Source organism: Streptomyces sp. NPDC053665 (assembly GCF_055585285.1).
In genome coordinates this window covers 43,930-69,381 of the sequence record NZ_JBVJKK010000012.1, presented here as the reverse complement: position 1 = coordinate 69,381, position 25,452 = coordinate 43,930, and the positions used below count along the sequence as shown (strand labels likewise).

At 73.5% G+C, this 25,452-nt stretch carries 23 protein-coding genes; 5 read left to right on the top strand and 18 right to left on the bottom strand.

Annotation, left to right across the window (positions count from 1 at the left end; genetic code table 11):
• Positions 1-31 precede the first annotated feature (31 nt).
• Both ACZ6ZN_RS32590 and ACZ6ZN_RS32585 read left to right on the top strand, forming a co-directional pair.
• Positions 32-1,030, top strand: coding sequence for an aldo/keto reductase (locus ACZ6ZN_RS32590; protein ID WP_398107097.1), 999 nt, complete (start codon positions 32-34; stop codon positions 1,028-1,030).
• Between the two features lie 118 nt (positions 1,031-1,148).
• Positions 1,149-2,312 carry a PQQ-dependent sugar dehydrogenase gene (locus tag ACZ6ZN_RS32585; protein WP_469651764.1) on the top strand — a complete coding sequence of 388 codons (1,164 nt, stop codon included), beginning with the start codon at positions 1,149-1,151 and terminating at the stop codon, positions 2,310-2,312.
• Between the two features lie 282 nt (positions 2,313-2,594).
• On the opposite strand, the gene ACZ6ZN_RS32580 is transcribed toward ACZ6ZN_RS32585, so the two are convergent.
• The 7 genes from ACZ6ZN_RS32580 to ACZ6ZN_RS32550 all read right to left on the bottom strand — a co-directional run bounded on the left by ACZ6ZN_RS32580 (position 2,595) and on the right by ACZ6ZN_RS32550 (position 10,382).
• A complete protein-coding gene (locus tag ACZ6ZN_RS32580; protein ID WP_398106428.1) occupies positions 2,595-2,768 on the bottom strand; it encodes a DUF6191 domain-containing protein in 174 nt (57 codons plus the stop codon).
• Positions 2,769-2,818: 50 nt separating this feature from the next.
• The gene (locus tag ACZ6ZN_RS32575) at positions 2,819-5,923 is read right to left on the bottom strand and encodes a helix-turn-helix transcriptional regulator (protein ID WP_469651761.1); all 3,105 of its coding nucleotides are present in this window, start codon (positions 5,921-5,923) and stop codon (positions 2,819-2,821) included.
• Between the two features lie 200 nt (positions 5,924-6,123).
• Positions 6,124-6,336 carry a hypothetical protein gene (locus tag ACZ6ZN_RS32570; RefSeq protein WP_451879117.1) on the bottom strand — a complete coding sequence of 71 codons (213 nt, stop codon included), beginning with the start codon at positions 6,334-6,336 and terminating at the stop codon, positions 6,124-6,126.
• A 169-nt stretch (positions 6,337-6,505) separates the two neighbouring features.
• Positions 6,506-7,060, bottom strand: a complete 555-nt coding sequence (locus ACZ6ZN_RS32565) for a hypothetical protein (protein ID WP_398106430.1) — start codon at positions 7,058-7,060, stop codon at positions 6,506-6,508.
• 35 nt (positions 7,061-7,095) lie between these two features.
• Positions 7,096-7,668, bottom strand: a complete 573-nt coding sequence (locus ACZ6ZN_RS32560; RefSeq protein WP_398106431.1) for a GNAT family N-acetyltransferase — start codon at positions 7,666-7,668, stop codon at positions 7,096-7,098.
• A complete protein-coding gene (locus tag ACZ6ZN_RS32555) occupies positions 7,646-9,889 on the bottom strand; it encodes an MMPL family transporter (protein ID WP_469651758.1) in 2,244 nt (747 codons plus the stop codon). Before ACZ6ZN_RS32555 ends, ACZ6ZN_RS32560 begins: the two co-directional genes overlap by 23 nt.
• Positions 9,890-10,046: 157 nt before the next feature.
• Positions 10,047-10,382, bottom strand: a complete 336-nt coding sequence (locus ACZ6ZN_RS32550) for a hypothetical protein (protein WP_469651756.1) — start codon at positions 10,380-10,382, stop codon at positions 10,047-10,049.
• Between the two features lie 193 nt (positions 10,383-10,575).
• Between ACZ6ZN_RS32550 and ACZ6ZN_RS32545 the strand changes: the two genes are divergently transcribed.
• Complete coding sequence (locus tag ACZ6ZN_RS32545) at positions 10,576-11,382, top strand: SAM-dependent methyltransferase (protein WP_469651754.1); 807 nt, start codon at positions 10,576-10,578, stop codon at positions 11,380-11,382.
• Between the two features lie 60 nt (positions 11,383-11,442).
• On the opposite strand, the gene gatB is transcribed toward ACZ6ZN_RS32545, so the two are convergent.
• The 10 genes from gatB to ACZ6ZN_RS32495 form a co-directional block, all read right to left on the bottom strand.
• Positions 11,443-12,957, bottom strand: a complete 1,515-nt coding sequence (gene gatB, locus ACZ6ZN_RS32540) for an Asp-tRNA(Asn)/Glu-tRNA(Gln) amidotransferase subunit GatB (RefSeq protein WP_398106435.1) — start codon at positions 12,955-12,957, stop codon at positions 11,443-11,445.
• Between the two features lie 15 nt (positions 12,958-12,972).
• The gene (locus ACZ6ZN_RS32535) at positions 12,973-13,212 is read right to left on the bottom strand and encodes a hypothetical protein (RefSeq protein ID WP_019329755.1); all 240 of its coding nucleotides are present in this window, start codon (positions 13,210-13,212) and stop codon (positions 12,973-12,975) included.
• Positions 13,209-14,702 carry an Asp-tRNA(Asn)/Glu-tRNA(Gln) amidotransferase subunit GatA gene (gene gatA / locus ACZ6ZN_RS32530; protein ID WP_398106436.1) on the bottom strand — a complete coding sequence of 498 codons (1,494 nt, stop codon included), beginning with the start codon at positions 14,700-14,702 and terminating at the stop codon, positions 13,209-13,211. Before gatA ends, ACZ6ZN_RS32535 begins: the two co-directional genes overlap by 4 nt.
• 6 nt (positions 14,703-14,708) lie before the next feature.
• On the bottom strand, positions 14,709-15,005 hold the full coding sequence (gatC, locus tag ACZ6ZN_RS32525; protein WP_018531282.1) for an Asp-tRNA(Asn)/Glu-tRNA(Gln) amidotransferase subunit GatC: 297 nt from the start codon (positions 15,003-15,005) through the stop codon (positions 14,709-14,711).
• 113 nt (positions 15,006-15,118) lie between these two features.
• Positions 15,119-17,398, bottom strand: coding sequence for a putative bifunctional diguanylate cyclase/phosphodiesterase (locus ACZ6ZN_RS32520; protein WP_469651750.1), 2,280 nt, complete (start codon positions 17,396-17,398; stop codon positions 15,119-15,121).
• Positions 17,399-17,656: 258 nt separating this feature from the next.
• Positions 17,657-19,852 carry an NAD-dependent DNA ligase LigA gene (gene ligA / locus ACZ6ZN_RS32515; RefSeq protein WP_469651748.1) on the bottom strand — a complete coding sequence of 732 codons (2,196 nt, stop codon included), beginning with the start codon at positions 19,850-19,852 and terminating at the stop codon, positions 17,657-17,659.
• A 15-nt stretch (positions 19,853-19,867) separates the two neighbouring features.
• Positions 19,868-20,875, bottom strand: a complete 1,008-nt coding sequence (locus ACZ6ZN_RS32510; RefSeq protein WP_451879110.1) for a methionine synthase — start codon at positions 20,873-20,875, stop codon at positions 19,868-19,870.
• A gap of 30 nt (positions 20,876-20,905) precedes the next feature.
• Positions 20,906-21,604, bottom strand: a complete 699-nt coding sequence (locus ACZ6ZN_RS32505) for an SDR family oxidoreductase (protein WP_398106440.1) — start codon at positions 21,602-21,604, stop codon at positions 20,906-20,908.
• 63 nt (positions 21,605-21,667) lie between these two features.
• A complete protein-coding gene (locus ACZ6ZN_RS32500; RefSeq protein WP_451879109.1) occupies positions 21,668-22,207 on the bottom strand; it encodes an LOG family protein in 540 nt (179 codons plus the stop codon).
• A complete protein-coding gene (locus ACZ6ZN_RS32495) occupies positions 22,204-23,007 on the bottom strand; it encodes a class I SAM-dependent methyltransferase (RefSeq protein ID WP_398106442.1) in 804 nt (267 codons plus the stop codon). The genes ACZ6ZN_RS32500 and ACZ6ZN_RS32495 overlap by 4 nt, the downstream gene beginning before the upstream one ends.
• An 80-nt stretch (positions 23,008-23,087) precedes the next feature.
• On the opposite strand from ACZ6ZN_RS32495, the gene ACZ6ZN_RS32490 reads away from it, so the two are divergent.
• Positions 23,088-23,411 (top strand): DUF427 domain-containing protein, encoded by a 324-nt coding sequence (locus ACZ6ZN_RS32490; RefSeq protein WP_398106443.1) that lies wholly within the window; start codon positions 23,088-23,090, stop codon positions 23,409-23,411.
• A 61-nt stretch (positions 23,412-23,472) separates the two neighbouring features.
• The gene (locus ACZ6ZN_RS32485; protein WP_398106444.1) at positions 23,473-24,255 is read left to right on the top strand and encodes an alpha/beta fold hydrolase; all 783 of its coding nucleotides are present in this window, start codon (positions 23,473-23,475) and stop codon (positions 24,253-24,255) included.
• A gap of 45 nt (positions 24,256-24,300) precedes the next feature.
• On the opposite strand, the gene mnmA is transcribed toward ACZ6ZN_RS32485, so the two are convergent.
• A complete protein-coding gene (mnmA, locus tag ACZ6ZN_RS32480; protein ID WP_469651744.1) occupies positions 24,301-25,431 on the bottom strand; it encodes a tRNA 2-thiouridine(34) synthase MnmA in 1,131 nt (376 codons plus the stop codon).
• Positions 25,432-25,452: the final 21 nt, after the last annotated feature.

Genomic DNA, 25,452 nt, shown 5'->3' with positions numbered 1-25,452 from the left:
GGTGGCCGGAACAGGGGAGGGTCACGACCACGTGGAGCGCAGGACGATCGGCGCGGGGGCACTCGCGGTCGGGGCCGTCGGACTCGGGTGCATGCCGATGAGCTGGGCCTACAGCGCCTCGCGGCGGCGCGGCGACGAATCGCTCAGGGCGGTGCACCGGGCGCTGGACCTGGGCGCCTCCCTGCTGGACACGGCCGACATGTACGGCCCCTTCACCAATGAGCTGCTGCTGGGGCGGGTGTTGAAGGAGCGGCGCTCCGACGCGTTCGTGTCGACGAAGGTCGGGCTGCTCGTGGGCGACCAGCACATCGTCGCCAACGGCCGCCCCGGGTACGTGAGACGGGCGTGCGACGCGTCGCTGCGGCGGCTCCAGACGGACGTCATAGACCTCTACCAGCTGCACCGGGCCGACCCCGAGGTGCCCGTCGAGGAGACCTGGGGCGCGATGGCGGACCTCGTCCACGCCGGGAAGGTGAGGGCGCTGGGCCTGTGCGCGGTGGGTGCCGGGTCCTCCCGCAGGGGCCGGGTCCGGCCGTACGACGCGACCGTGCGGCAACTGGAGCGCGTGCAGCAGGTGTTCCCGGTGAGCGCGGTGCAGGCGGAGCTGTCGGTGTGGTCGCCGGAGGCGCTGCGGACGCTGCTGCCGTGGTGCCGGGGCCGGGGCGTCGGATTCCTCGCCGCGATGCCGCTGGGCAACGGCTTCCTGACCGGCCGGCTGCGGCCCGGCGCCGGGTTCGAGGCGGACGACCCGCGCGCCCGGCACCCGCGTTTCACCGGCGAGATGATGGCCGCGAACCAGCCGATCGTCGCCGGTCTGCGCCGTGTGGCCCGCCGGCACGGGCCGGCCGTCACGCCCGCGCAGGTCGCCCTGGCCTGGGTCCTGGCCCAGGGCGAGCACGTCGTGCCGGTGCCGGGCACCAAGCACGAACGGTGGGTCACGGAGAACTCGGCCGCGGCGCAGCTGCGTCTGACCAGCGGCGATCTGCAGGAGCTGGCGCACCTCCCGCCGGCCCGGGAGTCCTGGGACTGAGCCGCGGCGGCCCGGGGAAGGCGGTGCGGGCGGGTCCGGCTTCGGCCGATCGGGAACTTCCCGGGCGCGTGCGGTGTATGACAAGGAGAGGACCCGCCCCGTCGAAGGGACCGAGATCGTGCGACGTCGAGCCGTGCCGGCCGTCCTGGCCGCCGCCACGCTCCTGCTGGCGGCCGGCTGCTCCTCCGGCGACGAGGGGTCCGCCGCTCCGGACGGCAGTGCCTCCGCGAGCCGGACCGGGCCGGGAGCCTCCGCCCCGGCGCGGCCTTCCGCCGAGGTCCCGCCCGCCAAGGGCTCGGTGAAGGTGCTGCGCACCGTCGCCGAGGGCCTGGACTCCCCCTGGGGGCTGGCCGCCGTCCCGGGCGGCGGCCTGCTCGTCTCCTCACGCGACGAGGCGACGCTCGTGCGCGTGGACGAGAAGACCGGCAAGAAGACCGAGCTGGGCGAGGTGGCCGGGGTGTCCGCGGCGGGCGAGGGCGGCCTCCTCGGCATCGCCCTCTCCCCCGACTTCGCCTCGGACCGCATGATCTACGCGTACTTCACCTCGGCCTCGGACAACCGCATCGTGCGGATGCTCTACGACGACCGCAAGCCCGCCGGCGAGCAGCTCGGCGCCCCCGACACCGTCTTCAAGGGCATCCCCAAGGGCTTCGTCCACAACGGCGGCCGGATCGCGTTCGGGCCGGACAGGATGCTGTACGCCGGCACGGGCGAGAGCGGCGACACCGGCCTGTCCCAGGACAAGGACTCCCTGGGCGGCAAGATCCTCCGCCTCACCCCGGAGGGCGAGCCCGCCCCCGGCAACCCGTTCCCGGACTCGCCGGTGTACTCCTACGGCCACCGCAACGTGCAGGGGCTCGCCTGGGACGGGCGGCAGCGGCTGTTCGCCTCGGAGTTCGGGCAGGACACCTGGGACGAGCTGAACGCGATCAAGCCCGGTGACAACTACGGCTGGCCGGAGGCGGAGGGCACCTCGGACGACTCCGGGTTCCACAACCCGGTGGAGCAGTGGTCCACGGGCGAGGCGTCCCCCAGCGGCATCGCCCACGCCGAGGGGTCGGTCTGGATGGCGGGCCTGCGCGGCAAGCGGCTGTGGCGCATCCCGCTGGACGGCACGAAGGCGGCGGCGGAGCCGCAGCCGTTCCTGGAGGACGAGTACGGCCGGCTGCGCACGGTGGTCGCGGCGGGCGGCGACCGGCTCTACGTCATGACCAGCAACACGGACGGCCGGGGCAGCCCCGGGGACGGGGACGACAGGATCCTGGAGGTGCGGGTCCGGTAGCCACGCAGCGGGGGCCGACGGCCGGAGCGGCGTCCGCTGACGGTCGCGGCCCCCGGGGGGCGATCTCCCGTCCGGTCTCGGCCGGTATGCGGTCCTGGGCTGTGTGCGGTCCTGGCCGGTGTGCGGTCCTGGCCGGTGTGCCGTCTCGACCGTCGGCAGGTGCGGGCCGACCGGCGCCCTCGCGCGGCCCCGGGGCGGCCGGCGGGCCGGTGCCCTCGGCCGCCAGGTGGCGCGGGCCAGCCGCTGCCCTCGGCCGCAGGGTGGCGCCCGGACAGCCGGCGCCTACTCCGCGGGGTCGTCCGGCGGGCGTACGACGACCTTGCCGGAGGCCAGGTCTATCGGGCCGCGACCGGGATCGCCGTCCCCGACGTCCTCCCGGGTCAGTTCCAGCCGGTTCTGTTCGTCCCGGGTGTGCTTGCGGCCGGGCGAGAACAGTTCCTCGAACGCGTTGAACAACTCTGCCTCCCTCAGCCGCGGGGACCGCGACCTCTCTTCCAGCGTATGCCTCAGCCCGCCGGACCCGGCAGGAGCGTCTCGGCCGGGAACAGGCCCAGCCGGTGCGCCAGCGCCGCCGCCTCGCCCCGTCCGGAGACGCCGAGCTTGGCCAGGATGTTGGAGACGTGGACGCTCGCCGTCTTCGGGGAGATGAACAGCTCCTGCGCTATCCCGCGGTTGGTGTGCCCGGCGGCCACCAGCCGCAGCACGTCCCGCTCCCGGCTGGTCAGGCCGAGTGCGCCGGCGGGGTCCCCGTCCGCCGTGCCGGCGGGCGCCAGAGGGAGCCGGGCCCGCCGGGCGAGCGCCCCGGCGGCGTCGGCGAGCGGCCGGGCACCGAGGTGGCGTGCGACGGCGTGGGTGAGCCGGAGCAGTTCCGTGGCGCGGGCGCGGTCGTCCTCGCCGCCGCCGGCGAGGAGGGACTCGGCGAGGCGGTACCGGACGCGGGCGAGGTCGTAGGGCCGCCCCAGCGGTTCGAAGGCGGTGACCACCCGGGACCAGGTCTCCGGGGCGCTCAGGCCCCGCGCGCGGTGCAGCTCCGCGCGGACCCACTGCTCGTGCGCCAGCCAGACGGGGGCGTTGGTGGTGAGGCGCCGGACGGCCTCGAAGACGCTGTCGAGGACCTCGTCGCGGCCCTCCCGCGCGGCGGGCAGGGCGCGGGCGTCGGCCTCGGCGGCGGCCGCTTCGAGCAGCAGCGGCCAGGCGTAGCGCTGGGTGCCGGGCGGGAAGCCCGCCGCGAGGGTGCGGGCGAGTTCGGCGCGGGCGTCGTCCGGGCGGCCCTCCCGCACGGCGACGGCGATGGTGAGGCACGAGAGCGGCAGGTCGTGCTGGGGCATGGGGTCGTGCGGGCCGTAGGCGGCCCGGCCCTCGGCGAGGTGCCGGGCGGCCTCGGGCACCCGGCCGCGGGCCAGGGCCAGGTACGCCAGGCTGTTGGCGGCCGATCCGTGCGGGCCGGCCGTGTGACCGCGCCGCTGCGCGTGGGCGGCGGCCTCGGCGGCCTTGTCCCAGCGCCCCAGCGACAGGAGCGACTCGGCGAGGTTGCTCCAGATCCAGGCCTCGGTGTCCCGCAGCCCCATCCTGCCGGTGAGCCGCAGGCCCTCCTGGAGGATGCCGACGGCCTCCTCGGAGCGGCCGACGCCCTCCAGGACGGACGGCAGGTTCACATGGCTGCGGCCGACGATCGCGGCGAGACCGCGGGCGACCACCTCGTCGCGCACGTCATACATGTGGGCCAGTCCGGCGTCGATCTGCCCGGCGTCGACCATGAGGCCGCCGAGGGTGAGCCGGGCGTGGGAGGCGATGTCGTCGGCGCCGACCATGCGCGCGTACTCCACGGCCCGCTCGGCCGCCGTCAGGGCCTGCGGCCCGGGTTCGTGGAGCATCGACCAGTGGGCGGCGGCCGCCAGCACCTCGGCGTGCACCCCGGACGGCGGCAGACCGCGCACCAGCTCCTGCGCGGTGGCGATCTCCTGCCAGCCGTCGCCGCGGGCGAGGCCCCGCACCAGGCGGGAGCGCTGGATCCAGAACCAGGCGGCGCGCTGGGGGTCGGCGCCGCCGGGGCCCCGGCCGGCGCCGCAGGGCGCGGTGCCGTCCTCCTCCAGCAGGCGCAGGGCCCGCTTGGTGATCTTCAGAGCCCGTTCGCGTTCCCCGCAGAGCCGTCCCGCCACGGCCGCCTCGGCGAGCAGGTCGAGGTGGCGCAGGGCGGTGGTGGCCGGGTCGCGGCCGCTGGGGGTCCCCCCACGCCATTCAGGCAGTGGGGGAGGGTAGATCTCGGCGTGGTCCACGGGGCGCAGGGTGCGGCGCACGTCCTCGGGGGCCGAGTCCCACAGCTCCATCGCCCGTTCCAGCAGGCGCAGTTGCTCGGCGTAGGCGTGCCGGCGGCGGGCCTCGGCGGAGGCTTCGAGGACGGCGGGCAGGGCCTTGGCGGCGTCATGGGCGTGGTACCAGTAGCTGGCCAGGCGGGTGGCGCGCTGGTCGGCGGGGACCAGCTGCGGGTCGGCCTCCAGGGCCTCGGCGTAGCGGCGGTTGAGGCGGGAGCGCTCACCCGGGAGCAGGTCGTCGCTGACGGCCTCGCGGACCAGGGAGTGCCGGAAGCGGTAGCCGTCGCCGCCGGGCGCGGGGGCGAGGATGCCGGCGTTCACGGCGGCGCGCAGCGCCTCGATGAGGTCGTCCTCGGCGAGCCGGGCGACGGCCGCGAGCAGGCGGTACTCGACGGTGGAGCCGCCCTCGGCGACGATCCGGGCGATCTGCTGCGCCGGCTCCGGCATCCCCTCGACCCGTACGAGCAGCAGATCGCGCAGGGAGTCGGTCAGGCCGGTCCGGCAGCCCTCGTGGGCGGCGACGGCGAGCTCCTCCACGAAGAAGGCGTTGCCGTCGGAGCGTTCGAAGATCGCGTCGACCTGGTCGGGGTCGGGTTCCTGCGCCAGGATGCCGGCGATCTGGCGGCCCACCTCCTCGCGGGTGAAGCGGCGCAGTTCGATGCGGCGGACGGTGCGCAGCCGGTCGAGCTCGGCGAGCAGCGGGCGCAGGGGGTGGCGGCGGTGGATGTCGTCCGAGCGGTAGGTGGCGAGGACGACGAGCCGGCCGGTGCGCAGGGTGCGGAAGAGGTAGGCCAGCAGGTGGCGGGTGGAGGCGTCGGCCCAGTGCAGGTCCTCCAGGGCGAGGACGACGGTGTGTTCGGCCGCGACGCGTTCCAGCAGGCGGGCGGTGAGCTCGAAGAGGCGGGCCATGCCGTTCTCGTCGTGCCGTCCGGTGCCGGACTCGCCGAGTTCGGGCAGCAGCCGGGCCAGCTCCTCCTCCTGGCCCCGGGCCGCGTCGGTCAGCTCGGCCGGCAGGTCCCGGCGCAGGGCGCGCAGGGCCGTGGAGAAGGGCGCGAAGGGCAGTCCGTCGGCGCCGATCTCCACGCAGCCGCCCAGGGCGACCACCGCGCCCCGCTCGCGGGCGGCGGCGGCGAACTCCTCGACCAGGCGTGTCTTGCCGACTCCGGCCTCGCCGCCGAGGAGCAGTGCCTGCGGTTCACCGGCGCGGCAGCGGGCGAGCGCGTCGTGCAGCGTGCCCAACTCCTCGGCACGGCCGACGAACACGGGGCTGACGGACCTGGTCTCCACGGTCCCGAGCATCGCACGCGCGCCGGAGGGCGCGGCACCGGTTTTCGCCGGTGCGGCGGTCGGGCGGCCGCCGTGCGGGCGGAGGGCAGCGGTGGCCGGCGCCGTACGCACGAGCGCACCGCCCCCGGATCCGGCTTCGGGGGCGGTGCTCGTGCGCCTGGTCACCGGCCGGGCACCGCGTGCCCCGCCCGGGGCCGGTCCCGGCCCGGCGTTCACGCCGGCCGGGCGGGGCGCGGGCGGCGGAAGCGGCGGCTATGGCTCTCGTGCTCGGCGGAGTCGTGGTCCGTATCGCGGCGGGCGGCGCGGCGGGCCCGGTCGGCCTCGCGGACCTGGCGCTCGTGCTCGGCCCGGCGGATGAGGTCGGCGGTGTGCAGGCGCTGGAGTTCGTACTCGTACATGGCGTGTCCTCGGTGGGTGTCGGTCACGGAGGGCTTCTCCGCGACGACTCCACTGTCGTCCCCAGGGCGGGGCGGCCACATCGGGTAAGTTCCGCATCTCCCGCCGCGGCAGGGGCCTTAGGACACGGCCGAGGGGCCCCGGGTCGTCCGTAAGGTGCTCACGGACGTCCTAAGGCCCCTCAGGACGTGCTGCGGTTCAGCTCGCCGACGGCAGTCCGAGCAGGACGTCGGTGTACTTCAGCACGGCCAGGAACAGGCCGACGACGCCGAGGGCGACACCCGCCCACGCGACCGACTTGATCCAGGGCGCCTGGACGCGGCCGGGCGTGCCGAACGCGGGGCGGGCCAGCGTGACGACGCCGACGATCAGCGCGGTCAGGGCGAACAGGCCGGCCCACAGGGCGGTGGTCTGCCAGGCGTCGCCGTAGACGGCCTGGATCTGCTTGGCGACGCTCGCGTTCTGCGTGGTCTCCAGCTGGCCGATGAGGTTCTGGCGCGCGGCGGCCACGGTGCCGACCCAGCTGCCGGTGAGCGAGACGAGGCCCAGGGCCGCGGAGACCACGGCCGCGGCGCCCTGGCCGACGCCGGACGGGCGCTCCCGCTCCGTCGCCGCCTCCCCGGCCTCGTCCGGGGCCTCGGTCTCTTCGGGGGCCCCGGCTGGAGTCACCTCGTCGGACTCGGTGGTCTTCACCGCCTTCTCCTCGGTCGTGGCCTCGGCGGCCTCGGTCTCGTCCACTGCGTTCGTTGCCATGTCTCGCACCGTAGGGTCGCTGTCTGAGAAGTCTCTTAATGAGCGTCGTGAGCGGCACGCGCGCGTGCGGCGCGCCACTCGGGCGCCAGCAGCGACCAGACTTCGAGATCGTGCCGTACGCCACCATAGGGGTGGGCCTCGCGCCGCACACCGTCGCGGCTCATGCCGAGCCGGCGCGCCACGTTCAGGCTGGGCCGGTTGCCGGCGGCGGCGACCCACTCGACGCGGTGGATGCCCCGCTCCTCGACGGCCCAGTCGATCAGCACCCGCATCGCCCGGGTCACCAGGCCCCGCCCGGTGGCGGCCGGCTCCAGCCAGCAGCCGACCTCGCAGTTGCCGCTCGCCGCGTCGAAGTTGAGGAACAGCACCCCGCCCACGAGCGTGCCGTCCAGCCACAGTCCGTGCAGGGAGCCCGTGTCGGCGGCCCGCATGTCCGCGTACCGCTGGAGCTTCGCCCGCGCCGAGGCCAGGTCCGTCTCGGTCGTGCCGAACGGGATGTACCGGCCGATGAAGTCCCGTCCGCGCTCCAGATGTGCCAGGAACTCGGCGGCGTGCCAGGGCTCCAGGGGCTTCAGCTCTGCGTCGTCACCCAGGGATATCGCGTACATCCCGCTGCCGCTCCTCCTCCGCCAGGACGTCCGCCACCTCGGCGTCCGTCGCGGCGGCCAGCCTCTCATGGGTGGCGCGCGTCTCGGGCGGCTCGATGCTGATGCGCGGCAGGCGCCGGTCGAGCCAGCGCGGCAGCCACCAGTTGGCGCCGCCGAGCAGGTGCATCAGGGCGGGGACCAGCAGGGTGCGCAGGACGAAGGCGTCCAGGGCGACGGCGGCGGCCAGGGCGATGCCGAACATGGCGATCACGCGGTCTCCGCTGAGCACGAAGGCCAGGAAGACGGAGATCATGATGACGGCGGCCGAGTTGATGACGCGGCTGGTCTCGGCGAGGCCGACGCGCACGGCCCGCCGGTTGTCGCCGGTCTCCAGCCACTCCTCGTACATCCGGCTGACCAGGAAGACCTGGTAGTCCATGGAGAGGCCGAAGAGGACCGACACCATGATCACGGGCAGGAACGGCTCGATGGGGCCCGCGCTGCCCAGTCCGAGCAGTTCGCTCCCCCAGCCCCACTGGAAGATCGCGACGACCACGCCGAACGCGGAGGCCACGGCGGCGACGTTCATCGCGGCGGCCTTGAGCGGGATGCCGATCGAGCGGAACGCGAGCAGGAGCAGCAGGCAGCCCAGGCCGATCACGGCCCCGACGAACACGGGCAGCTTGGAGACGATGACCTCGGCGAAGTCGTCGTAGCCGGCCGTCATGCCGCCGACCTGCACGTCGAGCGAGGTGCCCGACTCGGCGCGCGGCAGCACGTCCTCGCGCAGCCGGTCGACGAGGTCGCTGGTGCGCTGCGACTGCGGGGAGGACTCCGGTACGACGGTCAGGTACGCGGTGCCGCCGCCGGCGTCGAAGGTCACGGGGGTGACCGAGGCGACGCCCTCGGTGGTGCGCAGGGTGGCGTCGAGGTTGTCCAGGGCGAGCCGGTCGGCGGCGCCGTCGACCTCGGTGACGAGGGTGAGGGGGCCGTTCACGCCGGGGCCGAAGCCGTCGGCGATCAGGTCGTAGGCCTGGCGCGTGGTGGTGGCCCGGGAGTCGTTGCCCTGGTCGGAGGTGCCCAGGTGGAGGGAGAAGGTGGGCAGCGCGAGGACGGCCATGACGGCCAGCGCGATCACGCCGAGCAGCTTGGGGTGGCGCTCGACGAACGCCGACCAGCGGGCCGCGAAGCCGGTGGGCACCTCGGGCTCGGGCCCGTGCTCGGCCAGCCGGCGGCGTTCGCGCCGGCTGAGGGCGCGCATGCCGATCAGGGACAGCAGGGCGGGCAGCAGGGTCACGGACGCGGCGACGGTGAGGACCACCGTCAGGCTCGCCGCTATGGCGACGCCGTTGAGGAAGCCCAGCCGCAGGATCAGCATGCCGAGCAGGGCGATGCAAACGGTGGCACCCGCGAAGACGACCGCGCGCCCGGTGGTCGCGACGGCGTTGGTGGCCGCCTCGGGGACGGACAGTCCGCGCTTGAGCCCGCGCCGGTGTCTGGTGACGATGAACAGCGCGTAGTCGATGCCGACGCCGAGCCCGATGAGCATGCCGAGCATGGGCGCGAAGTCGGCGACGGTCATGGCGTGCCCGAGCAGCACGATCCCGGCGTAGGCGGTGCCGACGCCGACCAGGGCGGTGGCGATGGGCAGCAGGGAGGCGGCGAGCGAGCCGAAGGCGAGGAACAGCACGGCCGCGGCGACGGCCACGCCGACGACCTCGGCGAGGTGCCCGCCGGAGGACTGGGTGAGGGCCACGGCGCTGCCGCCGAGCTCCACCTGGAGCCCGTCGCCCTCGGCGGCCTTGGCGGTGTCGACGACCGCCTGTGCCTCGCCCCGGTCGACGTCCTCGGCCCGGTCGTCGAAGGTGACCGTGGCGTACGCGGTGTGGCCGTCGGCGCTGATGCGGCCGGTGCCCGGCCCGTAGGGGCCGGCGACCGAGGCCACGCCGGGCAGGTCCTCGATGCGCTCCAGGGTGCGGGTCATGGTCTGCTCGACGTCGGTGCCGCGCACGCTGCCGGACGGGGTGTGCCAGACGACGGTGTCGCTGTCGCCGCCGAGCTGGGGGAAGCCCTCGTGCAGCAGCTGGGTGGCCCGGCCGGACTCGGTGCCCGGGACCTCGTAGTCGTTGGAGTACGTCGTGCCCGCGACGGCGGCGCCCGTGGCGACGCCCGCGAAAGCGAGGATCCACAGCAGAACGGTGACCAGACGGCGCTGGACACACCAGCGTGCGAGGGCTGCCACGAACGTGCTCCCGGAGTTGCCTTGTGTGGATCTTTGACCGGGATCAGTCGTCGGGGAACCGAACAGCCCGCAAAGAACGCATGAGCAATGCAAAGCCACTCTTACAGGCGAAAAAGATCCTTTGCGGCTTTCGTGGGCTTCTTCACAGTGGCGGCGGTCAGTCGAACTGGTCACCCAGGGCCATGACCATCACTCCGGCTATCAGCAGCCACAGGGCCCGCCGGGTCCGCCCCCGGGATCCGAGCACGGCGGCCGCGGCGCAGACCGCGGCCCCGCCGGCGTAGGCGACCGGGACGAAGGCGGGCGTGGCGCGGGCGAGGCGCAGGAGCGCGGCGGCCAGGCCGGCCAGCGTCAGGGCGGCGCCGGCACCCGCCGCCGTCCAGCGGGCCCGGCGGGCGTCCTGACGGTGGTGGTCCTCGGCGTCGTCCTGCTCCGCGGCCGTCTCCGGGTCCGCCGTCCCGGGACCGGCGTCGGATTCAGCGCGTCCACTCATGGCCGGAACGGTAGCGCGCCGGGTGGCGGAAACCGGATGCGGGGCCGGTGGTCCGGCTGCTAGCGTCCGCGCGTCCCGGGTACGCCCGCGGCGCCCCGCGCCGCCCCGCCGAAGCAGGTGCATTGTTTGACGGTCCGACCGAGCTCCGACGCACACCCTTTCTTCCTCGAGGACTCAAGGAGCCCGTTCACCGATGCACGACGACACCGACCTCCCCACCCCGGACGCCCCCCTCGCTGACCGTGCGAGGCATCCCGGCTTCCCGCGCAGCAACGGCTACGACGCCCGCTGGACCGTCGACAACCAGATGGGCCCGCACGCGCTGTGGCTGCTGGAGTGGCTGGCCCCGGCCCTGGGGCTCGACACGCTGAGCCCCGGCTCGCGCGTGCTCGACCTGGGCTGCGGCCGCGCCATGACCTCGGTCTTCCTGGCCAGGGAGTACGGCCTCCAGGTCACGGCGACCGACCTGTGGATCAAGCCCGGCGACAACGCCGCGCGCATCGCCGAGGCGGGCGTCGCGGACCGCGTCGTTCCCGTGCTGGCCGAGGCGCACGACCTGCCGTTCGGCGAGGGCACCTTCGACGCGATCGTCTCCGTCGACGCCTACCAGTACTTCGGCACCGACGACCTCTACCTGCCCGCGCTGACGCCGCTGCTCAAGCCCGGCGGGCGGATCGGCGTCGTCGTCCCGGCGCTGCGCGAGGAGATCGACGGCACCGAGCCTCCGGAGCACCTGCGGCCCTACTGGGAGCCGGCGTTCTGGTGCTTCCACACGGCCGCGTGGTGGCGCCGCCACTGGACCCGCAGCGGGGCGGTGGAGGTGGAGACCGCGGACTGGCTTCAGGACGGCTGGCGCGACTGGCTGCGCTGGTCCGAGATCGTGGCCGACGAGCACACCGACGAGTGGCACGTCCGCATGGCCCGGCACAGCGCCGAGATGCTGCGCCGGGACCGGGGACGCACGCTCGGCTTCGTCCGGGTCGTGGGACGCCGCCCATAAGTGACGAGGAGGGGGGATGCACCGGGTCCGGTGCATCCCCCCTCCTCGGGTCCGCCGCGGTCAGCCCTCGCTGACGCCCAGCTTCTCCAGGATGAGTTCCTTCACGCGGGCCGCGTCCGCCTGGCCGCGGGTGGCCTTCATGACGGCGCCGACCAGCGCGCCGGCCGCGGCCACCTTGCCGCCGCGGATCTTGTCCGCGACGCCCGGGTTGCCGGCGATGGCCTCCTCGACGGCGGTGGTGAGGGCGCCCTCGTCGGAGACGACCTTCAGACCGCGCTTGTCGACGACCTCGTCCGGGGTGCCCTCGCCCGCGAGGACGCCCTCGATGACCTGCCGGGCCAGCTTGTCGTTCAGGTCGCCCTTGGCGACGAGCTCGGTGACCCGGGCCACCTGCTCCGGCGTGATCGCCAGCTCGTCGAGCGCCCTGCCCGACTCGTTGGCGCTGCGGGCCAGCTCGCCCATCCACCACTTGCGGGCGGACGCCGCGTCGGCACCGGCCTCGATGGTGGCGACGATCGGCTCCAGCGCACCGGCGTTGAGGATGGCCTGCATGTCGGTGCCGGAGACGCCCCACTCCTCGCGGAGCCGGTTGCGGCGGACCAGCGGCAGCTCGGGCAGCGCGGCCCGGATCTCCTCGACCCACTCACGGGACGGGGCCACCGGGACGAGGTCGGGCTCCGGGAAGTACCGGTAGTCCTCGGCCTCCTCCTTCACGCGGCCCGAGGTCGTCGACCCCGTGTCCTCGTGGAAGTGGCGGGTCTCCTGGATGATCGTGCCGCCCGAGGACAGCACGGCCGCGTGCCGCTGGATCTCGAAGCGGGCCGCGCGCTCCACGGACCGCAGCGAGTTGACGTTCTTGGTCTCCGAGCGCGTGCCGAACTTCTCGGTGCCGTGCGGGCGCAGCGACAGGTTCACGTCGCAGCGCATCTGGCCCATCTCCATGCGGGCCTCGGAGACGCCGAGCGCCTTGATGACCTCGCGCAGCTCACGGACGTACGCCCGCGCGACCTCGGGGGCCCGCTCGCCGGCGCCCTCGATCGGCTTGGTGACGATCTCGATGAGGGGGATGCCGGCGCGGTTGTAGTCCAGCAGGGAGTGGGACGCGCCGTGGATGCGGCCGGTGGCACCGCCGACGTGCGTCGACTTGCCGGTGTCCTCCTCCATGTGGGCGCGCTCGATCTCCACGCGGAAGGTCTCGCCGTCCTCCAGCTGCACGTCGAGGTAGCCGTCGAACGCGATCGGCTCGTCGTACTGGGAGGTCTGGAAGTTCTTCGGCATGTCCGGATAGAAGTAGTTCTTCCGGGCGAAGCGGCACCACTCGGCGATCTCGCAGTTCAGCGCGAGGCCGATCTTGATGGCGGACTCGACGCCGGTCGCGTTGACGACCGGGAGCGCGCCGGGCATGCCGAGGCAGACCGGGCAGGTCTGCGTGTTGGCGTCCTGGCCGAGGGCGGTCGAGCAACCGCAGAACATCTTGGTCTTGGTGCCGAGTTCGACATGGACCTCGAGGCCCATGACGGGGTCGTACGACGCGAGTGCGTCCTCGTACGACACCAGGTCGGTCGTGGTGGTCACGGTGGAAGTTCCCTCTCAGCCCAGCAGGACGTCGTCGTCGCCCAGCCGCTTCAGCTCGCGGTAGAGAATGGCCAGGTTGGTGACGACGGCCGCGCCGGTGACGACGGCGTCGAGCAGCCGCAGCGTGTCGTTGTCTCCGCGGGCCTTCTTGATCTGCTTGTAGACACCGACGGCGCCGAACGCCGACGTGGCCATCGAGACGTACAGACCGGACTTGGACTTCTTGAAGCCCTTGGCCTTGGACAGTGCGCTCACAGCGACGGAGCCTCCTCGATCAGCGGGTGGCCCCACTTTTCCACGAAGGCGGCCTCGACGGCGGCGCCCACCTTGTACAGGCGGTCGTCCTTCATGACGGGGGCGATGATCTGCAGACCGACCGGGAGGTTGTCCTCCGGGGCGAGGCCGCACGGCAGCGACATGGCCGCGTTGCCCGCCAGGTTGGTCGGGATGGTGCACAGGTCGGCGAGGTACATCGCCATCGGGTCGTCGGCGCGCTCGCCGATCGCGAAGGCGGTGGTCGGGGTCGTCGGGGAGACGATCACGTCGACCTGCTCGAACGCCGCGTCGAAGTCCTGCTTGATCAGCGTGCGGACCTTCTGGGCGCTGCCGTAGTAGGCGTCGTAGTAGCCGCTCGACAGGGCGTAGGTGCCGAGCATGATGCGGCGCTTGACCTCGGCGCCGAAGCCCGCCTCGCGGGTCAGCGAGGTGACCTCCTCGGCGGAGTGCGTGCCGTCGTCGCCGACGCGCCGGCCGTAGCGCAGGCCGTCGAAGCGGGCGAGGTTGGAGGAGCACTCGGAAGGCGCGATCAGGTAGTACGCCGACAGCGCCAGGTCGAAGGACGGGCAGTCCAGCTCGACGATCTCGGCGCCCAGTTCCTTGAGCAGCTCGACGGACTCGTCGAAGCGCTGGATGACGCCGGCCTGGTAGCCCTCGCCGCGGAACTGCTTGACGACGCCGACCCGCATGCCCCGCACGCTGCCGTTGCGCGCGGCCTCGACGACCGGCGGGACCGGCTCGTCGATGGACGTCGAGTCCATCGGGTCGTGCCCGGCGATGACCTCGTGCAGCAGGGCCGCGTCGAGGACGGTGCGGGCGCAGGGTCCGCCCTGGTCCAGGGAGGACGAGAAGGCGACCATGCCGTACCGCGACACCGCGCCGTAGGTCGGCTTGACGCCGACCGTGCCGGTGACGGCGGCGGGCTGGCGGATGGAGCCGCCGGTGTCGGTGCCGATGGCGAGGGGCGCCATGTGCGCGGCGAGCGCGGCGGAGGAGCCGCCGCCGGAGCCGCCGGGGATCTTCGTCAGGTCCCAGGGGTTGCCGGTCGGGCCGTAGGCGCTGTTCTCGGTGGAGGACCCCATGGCGAACTCGTCCATGTTGGTCTTGCCGAGGATGACGACGTCGGCGGCCTTCAGCCGCTTGGTGAGCGTCGCGTCGTACGGCGGGATCCAGCCTTCCAGGATCTTGGAGCCGACGGTGGTCGGGATGCCCTCGGTGGTGAAGATGTCCTTCAGCGCGAGGGGGACGCCGGCCAGCGGGCCGAGCTTCTCGCCGCGCTGCCGCTTCTCGTCGACGGCGCGGGCCTGGGCGAGGGCGCCTTCGCGGTCGACGTGCAGGAAGGCGTGCACCTTCTCGTCGACGGCCTCGATGCGCGCGAGGTGGGCCTCGGTGACCTCGACGGCCGTGAGCTCCCCGGAGGCGATCCTCGCGGCGGTCTCGGCGGCGGTGAGCTTGATGATGTCCGTCATGACTTCCTAGTCCTCCCCCAGGATCTGCGGCACCTTGAAACGCTGCTGCTCCTGGGCCGGGGCGCCGGAGAGCGCCTGCTCGGGGGTGAGCGACGGACGGACCTCGTCCGCCCGCATGACGTTCGTCAGCGGGAGCGGGTGCGAGGTCGGCGGTACGTCTTGGTCGGCGACCTCGCTGACGCGGGCGACCGCGCCGATGATGTCGTCGAGCTGGCCTGCGAAGTGGTCGAGCTCTTCGGGCTTCAGCTCCAGACGCGCCAGCCGGGCGAGGTGGGCGACCTCCTCGCGCGTGATGCCAGGCATGCAGCGATCCTCTGGGGTGAGTGAACGGGTTTGGCCCAATCCTATGGGTCCGGGGCCGGTGACCGTGAAACGGTTTGCCGTGCCCGGCACCGACGCGGGGGGCCGGGCCGCCCCTACTCGTCGGCCGTGGCCGCCGGCAGCGCGGCGCGCGGCCGCTGCCACCCCCGCGGTCCGCGCGCCCGCAGCCACGCCGTGGTCTCCTCGGGCGGCATCGCGGCCGCGACCAGCCACCCCTGCACGGCGTCGCAGCCGAGGTCGCGCAGGCGCTCCCAGGTCTCGTCGTCCTCGACGCCCTCGGCGACGACCAGCAGCCCGAGGGAGTGGGCCAGGTCGACCGTGCAGCGCACGATCTCGGCGTCCTCGGTGTCGATCGCGAGCCGGGCCACGAACGAGCGGTCGATCTTCAGTTCGCTGACCGGCAGCCGGCGCAGGTGCACCAGCGAGGAGTAGCCCGTGCCGAAGTCGTCCAGGGACATCTTCACGCCGTGCCCGGTCAGCGCGTTGAGGGTGTCGGCGGCGCGCTGCGGGTCCTCCAGCAGGACGTGCTCGGTGATCTCCAGTTGGAGCGCTCCCGCCGGGACGCCGTGCCGGGCCAGCCGGGCGGCGACGGAGCCGGCGAAACCGGGGGTGTGCACGTCGCGCGGGGAGACGTTCACCGCGACCGGCACGAACAGGCCCTGCTCGCGCCAGCGGGCGACCTGGCCGAGCGCGGTCTCCAGGACGTACTCGGTGAGGTGCGGCATGAGTCCGGAGGACTCGGCGATGGCTATGAACTCGTCCGGCGGGACCTTGCCCCGCTCCGGGTGCACCCAGCGGACCAGGGCCTCCAGGCCCGCCACCTGGCCGTCGAACCGGACCTTGGGCTGGTAGTGCAGGTGCACCTCGTGCGCGTCGAGCGCACGGCGCAGATCGCCCAGCAGACCGAGCCGGTCGGGGGTGTTGGAGTCGCGCTTGGACTCGTAGACCTCCACTCCCGTGCGGTCCCGCTTGGCCTGGTACATCGCCACGTCCGCGCGGCGCAGCAGTCCTTCGGCGTCCAGGGCGTGGTCGGGGAAGACGGCGACCCCGGCGCTGGCCTCCAGCACGAGGGTGAGGCCGTCGAGGTCGAGCGGGGAGCTGAGCGCGGCGACGAGGGTGCGGGCCACGCGCGTCGCGGAGGTGGTGGAGTCGGCGACCGGCAGTAACACGGCGAACTCGTCCCCGCCGAGCCGGGCGGCCTCGGCGCCGCGCGGCAGGGCCACCCGCAGCCGGTCGGCGATCTGGAGCAGCAGCCGGTCCCCCGCCAGATGACCGAGGGTGTCGTTGACCGACCGGAAACGGTCGAGGTCGATCAGCATCAGGGCGGCCCGGGCGTCGATCCGCTCCGCGTCGTCCAGCGCGGTCCAGATCCGTTCGAGCAGCCACTGCCGGTTGGGGAGCCCGGTCAGCGGGTCGCGCAACTGCTCCTCCGCCCGGGCCCGGGCTATCCACAGGGTGGAGTCCAGGGCGACGAGGGGGATGGCGAACAGCGGCAGCAGGATCGGTTTGGCCACGGCGACCACGCACACCAGCGGTGCGATGCCCAGCAGCGCGACGGCGACCAGGCCCTGCCTGACCAGGGCGGTGCGGGCGACGGTGGGCAGGCCGGGGCGCGGGGCGTGCAGGTACCACAGCAGGACACGGGTGACGGCCAGGTAGGCGACGGCGACCAGGGCGACCTGCGGCCCGGTGGCCGGCGTCCAGGAGGCGGGATCCGCCGGGGACTCGACGGAGGGCACCGTGCCGAAGGCGGCCAGCACCAGGGCCCCGGCGCCGATGCCGAGCAGGTCGACGGCGCCGTGCAGCACCCCCTGGCGCCAGCGGTTGCGCCGGGCGACCCCGACCAGGACGACGACGGTGAGGCTGACCATCCCGGCCGGGACCCAGCCGTACAGCAGCAGCACGGCGAGGGTGAGGGCGGCGCCCGAGCCGGTGCCGCCCCACCAGCGGGAGCGGCCGAGCATGACGAGATGGCCGACGACGATGCCGGTCAGCACGGCCAGCGACCAGCCGGCCGTGCCCGACGGGAAGAGGGCGTGGCCGCCGGTGAAGGCGCGCTGGAAGCCGGCGCCGAGGACGAGGCCGGCCGCCGCGACGACCGTGGTGGGCAGGGCGGGCCAGGAGGGGTGCCGGTCGGTGTCCGCCGCGCCGAGGGCGGGCCGGTCCTCGGCGCCCGGTCCCGGGGTCCCGCGGCCGTCCGGCCCGGCGGCTCGCTCCCCCGTGGTGTGCCCGTCCGCGGAGTACTGTCCGGCGGCGCGCATTCCCGCGCCCGGACATCCCGCCGGCCGGCCCGCTCCACGGACTGCACGCCACGCGACCGCCATGCGGCGCATGCGCAGCCGTGAGCCCGGCACGGCGCTCTCGGTCGGTTCCATTCCCGTCCCTCTCACAGCCGGCGGTGCCCACGCCACGCGGGCCGGTGCCCGACAACCTCAACGGCCCGCGCTGGAAAACCCTTCCCCGCGCCCCTGCCCGAGCACGAGGATGCCCCGACCGCAGCTGGGCACGGCAGGCGCACATCTCAACAGTAGGCCGCGGAAGGCTTCCTCGGGCGGCGGTCGCCGACGGTTGCCCGAATGCGCCCCGGCCACCCGTATGCATCTGGTATGCGCCGAACGGGTGGCCTTCAACCGCTACTCCTCGGACGAAAGCGCGACTTCGGCCGCCGCTTCGGGCCCTTGTTCCAGCAGGACGCCGAAGCCCTCCTCGTTCAGAACCGGAACCTTCAGCTGCATCGCCTTGTCGTACTTGGACCCGGGACTGTCACCCACGACCACGAACGACGTCTTCTTCGAGACAGAGCCGGTGACCTTCGCCCCGCGGCTCTGCAGCGCCTCCTTGGCGCCGTCCCGCGTGAACTTCTCCAGGGTGCCGGTTACGACCACGGTGAGTCCTTCGAGGGGGCGCGGGCCTTCGTCCTCGCCGCTGCCCTCCTCCTCCATGCGGACGCCGGCGGCCTTCCACTTGCGGATGATCTCCCGGTGCCAGTCCTCGGCGAACCACTGCTTCAGGGAGGCCGCGATGGTCGGGCCGACCCCGTCGGTGACGGCCAGCTCCTCCTCGCCTGCCTGGTCGATCCGCTCGATCGAGCGGAACTCGCGGGCCAGCGCCTCGGCCGCGACCGGCCCGACGTGACGGATCGACAGGCTGGTGAGGACGCGGGCCAGGGGGCGCTCCTTGGCCGCGGCGATGTTCTCCAGCATCGCGACCGCGTTCTTGCGGGGTTCGCCGTGCTGGTTGGCGAAGATCGTGGCGACCTTCTCCTCGCCGGTCTTCGGGTCGCGCTTGGGCAGACCGCTGTCCGGGTCGAGGACGTAGGCCTTGATGGGCAGCAGTTGCTCGATGGTGAGGTCGAACAGGTCGCCCTCGTCGACCAGCGGCGGCGTCCCGGGCTCCAGCGGGGCGGTCAGGGCGGCGGCGGCGACATAGCCGAAGTGCTCGATGTCCAGCGCCTTGCGTCCCGCGAGGTAGAACAGGCGCTCGCGCAACTGGGCGGGGCAGCTGCGCGCGTTGGGGCAGCGCAGGTCGACGTCGCCCTCCTTCATGGGCCGCAGCGGCGTGCCGCACTCGGGGCACTCGCTCGGCATGACGAACTCGCGCTCGCTGCCGTCGCGCAGGTCGGCGACGGGCCCGAGGATCTCCGGGATCACGTCACCGGCCTTGCGCAGCACCACCGTGTCGCCGATGAGGACGCCCTTGGCCTTGACCACGTCCTGGTTGTGCAGCGTGGCGAACTCGACCTCGGAGCCGGCGACCGTGACCGGCTCGACCTGGGCGTACGGGGTGACCCGGCCCGTACGGCCCACGCCCACACGGATGTTGACCAGCTTGGTGTTGACCTCCTCCGGGGCGTACTTGTACGCGATGGCCCAGCGCGGGGCGCGCGAGGTGGAGCCGAGACGGCCTTGGAGGGGGATCTCGTCGAGCTTGACGACCACGCCGTCGATCTCGTGCTCCACGGAGTGCCGGTTCTCGCCGTAGTGGGCGATGAACTCCCGTACGCCGTCGAGCCCGTCGACCACCCGGTTGTGCCGGGAAGTGGGCAGGCCCCAGGTCTTGAGCAGGTCGTAGGCCTGGGAGAGGCGGGTCAGTCCGGTGAAGCCCTCCAGGGCGCCGATGCCGTGGACGACCATGTGCAGGGGGCGGGTGGCGGTGACGCGCGGGTCCTTCTGGCGCAGCGAACCGGCCGCCGCGTTGCGCGGGTTGGCGAAGGGCTTGTCGCCTGCCTCGACGAGACGGGCGTTCAGCTCCTGGAACTTCTCCATCGGGAAGTAGACCTCGCCGCGGATCTCCACCAGGTCGGGGAGGTCGTCGCCGGCGAGGCGGTCCGGGATCTCGGCGATCGTGCGGACGTTGGGCGTGATGTCCTCGCCGGTGCGGCCGTCGCCGCGGGTCGCCGCGCGGGTCAGGCGGCCGTGCTCGTAGGTGAGGTTCACGGCGAGGCCGTCGACCTTCAGCTCGCACAGGAAGTGGTAGGTCTGCTCGCCCAGTTCGCGGGCGATCCGGTCGAACCAGGCGGCCAGGTCGTCGTCGTTGAACGTGTTGTCCAGGGAGAGCATCCGCTCACGGTGCGCGACCGCCGTGAACTCCGTCTCGTAGGACCCGGAGACCTTCTGGGTCGGCGAGTCCGCGGTGCGCAGCTCGGGATACTCCTCCTCCAGACCCTCCAAGGTCCGCAGGAGCTCGTCGAACTCCGCGTCGCTGACGACGGGAGCGTCCTTCACGTAGTAGCGGAAGCGGTGCTCCTCGATCTGCTCCGCGAGGCGCGCGTGCTTCTCCCGTGCCTCGGCGGGCACCGTCGTCGTCTCCGCTTGCTTGTCGCCGGCCACCGTGTCGTCCTCCCGTTACTCTGGGTTGTCCGCGAGGGATCTCGCCGCCCTGGCGCAGTGGGCGAGAGCCGTGCGCGCGTACCCCGGGGAGGCCCCCGCGAGCCCGCACGCCGGGGTGACCGTGACCGCCTCCGCGAGAAGCCCCGGAGACAGCCCCAGCCTGCGCCACAGCGTCCTGACACCCATGACGCTACCGGCAGGGTCTGACAATGGTCCCTCCGCGGACGGGACGACACCGGCGAAGAGCCGGGTGCCGCCCTCCACCGCCTCCCCGATCGCCTCGTCGTCACGCTCGGTGAGCAAGGAGAAGTCGAAGGAGACGGCCGCCGCGCCCGCCCGGCGGAGCAGGGCGAAGGGGACGTCCGGGGCGCAGGAGTGGACGGCGACCGGGCCGTCCGGATGCACCGCGACCAGGTCGCGCAGCGTCTGCTCGGCGACCTGCCGGTCCACGGCCCGGTGCGTGCGGTAACCGCTGGCGGTCTTCACCTGCCCGCGCAGCACGGCGGTGAGGGACGGCTCGTCGAGCTGGAGCACGAGCCGGGCGCCCGGCACGCGCCGCCGCACCTCGGCCAGGTGCTCCCGCAGCCCTTCGGCGAGCGAGGCGGCCAGGTCGCGGCAGGCGCCGGCGTCGGAGAGGGCGGCCTCGCCGCCGCGCAGCTCCAGGTTGGCCGCGAGGGTCCACGGCCCGACGGCCTGGACCTTCAGCGGCCCTCGGTAGTCCTGGGTGAACTCCTCCAGCGCGTCGAGGTCCTCGCCGAGCCAGGAGCGGGCCCGCCTGGTGTCCCGGCCCGGCCGGTCCCCCAGCCGCCAGCCGCTGGGCTCCACGCGCGCGTAGAGCTCGACGAGCATGCCGGCGGTCCGCCCGATCATGTCCGCGCCGGGGCCCCGGGCGGGCAGTTCGGGCAGGAAGGGGAAGTCCTCGAAGGTCCCGGTGACCGTCTTGGCGGCCTCGCGGGCGTCGCCGCCGGGCATGGAGCCCACGCCGGTGGCGGCACCGAACCTGAACTGGCTGTTTTCGCTCACCGCGACAGCCTAGTGAACGGGCCGCCGCGGTCAGGCGCCCGGCCGCACCGTCAGGTCGTTGACCTCGGCGTCCCGCGGCAGGTCCAGGGCCATCACGAGGGTGGTGGCGACCGACTCCGGGTCGATCCAGCGCGCGGCGTCGTACTCCTTGCCCTCCTGCTGGTGGACCTTGGCCTGCATGGGGCTGGCCGTGCGGCCCGGGTAGACGGAGGTGACCCGCACGCCGTTGCCGTGCTCCTCCTGGCGCAGGGAGTCGGCGAGGGCCTTCAGCCCGTGCTTGGAGGCGGCGTAGGCGGACCAGCCGGCGTGCGCGCTGAGGCCGGCGCCGGAGTTGACGAACAGCACGTGGCCGCGGGCGGCGCGCAGCTGCGGCAGGAAGTGGCGGGTCAGCTCGGCGGGGGCGACGAGGTTGACGTTGAGCTGGTGGCGCCAGGTCTTCGGGGTGAGCTCGCCGACCGGGCCGAGGTCGACGACCCCGGCGATGTGCAGCAGGGAGTCCACCCGGTCCGGCAGCGACTGGTGGGAGAAGGCCCAGGACAGCTTGTCGGGGTCGGCGAGGTCGCCGACCAGGGTCCTCGCCCCGGGGAACGCGGCGGCCAGTTCCTTGGCGCGGCCCGCGTCGCGCGCGTGCAGCACGAGTTCGTCCCCGCGCGCGTGCAGCCGGCGGGCCACGGCCGCGCCGATGCCGGAGCCGGCTCCGGTGATCACATGAGTAGCCATGGGCGCCATGCTCGCATCACCCGGGGCCGGCGCCGGGCAGCGGGCCGCGCCCCCTGCCCCGCGGGGCCCGGGTCAGTCGATGCCCTGGCTCTCCTCCAGGTAGGCCAGGGCGCCGACCGGTTCCTCCGCGAAGAACACCAGCTCGGTGAGCGGGCGGGGCAGGAAGCCCTCCGCCTCCATGCGGCGGAACTGCTCCTTCAGGCCGTCGTAGAAGCCGGCCGTGTTGAGCAGGACCACCGGCTTGTCGGTGTGCCCGTGCTTCTTCAGCTCCAGGATCTCGGTGGCCTCGTCGAGCGTGCCCGTGCCGCCGACCATGACGACCACGGCGTCGGCCTTCTCCAGCAGCAGCTTCTTGCGCTCGGCCAGGTCCTCGGCGATCACCATCTCGTCGACGCCCGGGCGGACCTTGGCCGCGAGGAAGCGCACGGAGACGCCGGCGAGCCGGCCGCCGGCCTCCTGCACCCCGTCGGCGACGACCTTCATCAGGCCGACGTCCGAGCCGCCCCACACGAGCGTGTGACCGCCCTTGCCCAGCAGTTCGGCGAACTCGCGGGCGGGCCGGGTGTAGCGCTCGTCGAGGTCGGCGGCGGAGAGGAAGACGCAGATGTTCATGCGCCCACGGTACGGGCCCGCCCGGACGCGACCGTCAGGCGCATCTTGGACTGCCGGTGCGGCAGCCGCTCCCAGTCGTCCATGAACCGGGCGTCGAGGCCGTGCCGCGCGGCGAGTTCGGTCAGGGTGCGGGTGCGGTAGTAGAAGTCCTCGTGCAGCACCTGGTGCTCCTCGCCCTCCGTGCGGTCGAAGGTGAAGTCGAAGAAGCCGCCGGGGGCCAGGACGCGGCCGACGTGGGTGAGGCACTCCTCGATGACGTCCGGCGGGGAGTGGGAGAAGACGCTGTGCGCGTGCACCACGTCGAAGTGGCCCTCGGGCAGGAACGCGAAGGTGAGGTCGGCGGCGAGGGTCAGGTGCGGCAGCTTGGCCTGGAGCCGGTCGGCCACCAGGGTGTCCTGGGCGGCGAGCAGGATGTGCGGCGAGATGTCGATGCCGTAGTAGTTGCCGGTGTCGAGGTGCTCGATGAACAGCCGCCCGGCGCGCAGGTTCCCGCAGCCGATGTCGAGCATCCGGTGGTGGGGCCGCAGGCCGTGGCCGACGAGGTAGTCGAACTGGAGGCGCCCGATGCGCTCCCACTGCTCGCGCGACGGGTTGTGCCCCACGGCGGCCTCGACGCTGCGGGCCGCGTCGGAGGCCATCACGGCCCGGTAGTAGGCGACGTGGTCGCGGTGGCGCAGCCGCAGCAGGGCGTCCCGCGCCGCGCGCCGGGCGTGGGCGGGGACGCGCTCGGGGTGGCGCAGGGCGTAGCGGACCTGGTGCAGCAGGCTGGAGCGGTTGCCGGACGGGTCGGTGGCACGCATGGGGCCTCCAGCGGAGGGGGAAGAACTCCGCTTCAGCGTGCGCTGTACACGGGGAGTCGGCTACCCGAGGAGGAGCGATCGTGACGACAGGACACCGCATCACCGTCGAGCGGAGCGACCGGCACGTGCGCGTGGTGCAGGGCGGGGACGTCCTCGCGGACAGCGACCGGGCGCTGGTGCTGCGCGAGACGGGCTGCCCGGAGCGCTACTACATCCCCCCGGAGGACGTGCGCCTGGATCTGCTGACGCCGTCGGACACGCAGACGTACTGCCCGTTCAAGGGCACCGCCGCCTACTGGTCGCGGCCGGGCGCGGACGACCTCGTCTGGGCGTATCCCGACCCGAAGCCGGATGTCGCCGGGATCAGGGATCACCTGTGCTTCTACGAGGTCGAAGTGGTGTGATCGGCTGACGCGCGGCTCGCCTCACCGATGAAGTCCGCGCGGTGCGGCAGTCTGCATGGGCATGGACAAGAAGACCCTTTCGCGCGACGGCACCCGCATCGCCTACGAGAGCACCGGGCAGGGCCCCGCGGTCGTGCTGGTGAGCGGCGCGATGTCGACGGGCGGCACCCTCGCGCCGCTGGCCGTGTCGCTCTCGGAGCGTTTCCAGGCCGTCGTGTACGACCGCCGGGGCCGCGGCGCCAGCGGTGACACCGCGCCCTACGCGGTGGAACGCGAGGTCGAGGACCTGGCGGCGGTGATCGAGGCGGTGGGCGGCGAGGCGTTCCTGTACGGCATCTCCTCGGGCGGGGCGCTGGCCCTGGAGGCGGCGGCCGCCGGGCTGCCGGTGCGCCGCGTCGCGGTGTACGAGACACCGTTCGCGATGTCCGAGGAGGGCGCCGGGGAACGCGCGGAGTACACCCGGCGGCTGACGGAGGCGCTCGGCGAGGGGCGGCGCGGGGACGCGGTGGAGCTGTTCCTGCGGCTGACCGGCCTGGCGGAGAACGTCATCCAGGGCGCCCGCCAGTCCCCCATGTGGGCCGGCATGGAGGCGATCGCCCCGAGCCTGGCCTACGACGACGCCGTGATGCGCGACGGCCGGGTCCCGCGCGACCGCCTGGGCAAGGTCGGGGTGCCGGTCCTGGCGGTCGCCGGCGAGGCAAGTCCGGGGTGGCTGCGCGAGGCGGCCCGGGCGATCGCGGACTGCGTGCCGCAGGGCGCCTACCGGGCCTTGCAGGGCCAGACGCACATGGTGGAGCCGAACGTGCTGGCACCGGCGCTGACGGAGTTCTTCGGACGGGACTGACCGGGCGCCACGCGTGCGTGGGCCCGGCCGGTCGCCGTCGGCGGGTCAGGCCACCCCGGCCGTGGCCCTCGTGGTCGACGCGATCGTCGCCGAGCCCACCACGCGCGTGCCGTCGTACAGCACGATCGCCTGGCCGGGGGCCACCCCGCGGACCGGCTCGGTGAAGGCGACCTCCAGGGTGCCGTCGACCAGTTCGGCGGTGACCTCGCTCTCGCCGCCGTGGGCGCGCAGCTGGGCCGTGTAGGTGCCGGGGCCGGTGGGGGCGGCGCCGCACCAGCGCGGCTTGATCGCCCGCAGCCCGGTGACGTCGAGGGCGCCGGCCGGGCCGACCGTCACCGTGTTGTCCACCGGGGAGATGTCGAGGACGTAGCGGGGCTTGCCGTCGGCGGCGGGCGTGCCGATGCGCAGTCCCTTGCGCTGGCCGATCGTGAATCCGTACGCGCCCTCGTGGGTGCCCAGCTTGTTGCCGGCCTCGTCGACGATGTCGCCCTCCGCCTTGCCCAGCCGCCGCGCCAGGAAGCCCTGGGTGTCGCCGTCGGCGATGAAGCAGATGTCGTGCGAGTCGGGCTTCTTGGCCACCGCCAGGCCGCGGCGCTCGGCCTCGGCGCGGATCTCGTCCTTGGTGGTGACGGTGTCGCCCAGCGGGAACAGGGCGTGGGCGAGCTGCCGGTCGTCGAGCACGCCGAGGACGTAGGACTGGTCCTTGGCCATGTCGGATGCGCGGTGCAGCTCCCGGGTGCCGTCCTCGCGGACGATCACCTTGGCGTAGTGGCCGGTGCAGACCGCGTCGAAGCCGAGGGCGAGCGCCTTGTCGAGAAGGGCGGCGAACTTGATCTTCTCGTTGCAGCGCAGGCAGGGGTTGGGCGTGCGGCCGGCCTCGTACTCGGCGACGAAGTCCTCGACGACGTCCTCGCGGAAGCGGTCGGCGAGGTCCCACACGTAGAAGGGGATGCCGATGACGTCGGCGGCGCGGCGGGCGTCGCGGGAGTCCTCGATGGTGCAGCAGCCCCGCGCGCCGGTCCGGAAGGACTGGGGGTTGGCGGAGAGCGCGAGGTGCACACCGGTCACGTCGTGGCCCGCTTCGGCCGCGCGGGCGGCGGCGACGGCGGAGTCGACGCCGCCGGACATGGCGGCCAGGACGCGGAGGGGGCGGGAGCGCTGCGGGGTCTCAGTCATAACCCCTCCAGGGTACGGGGG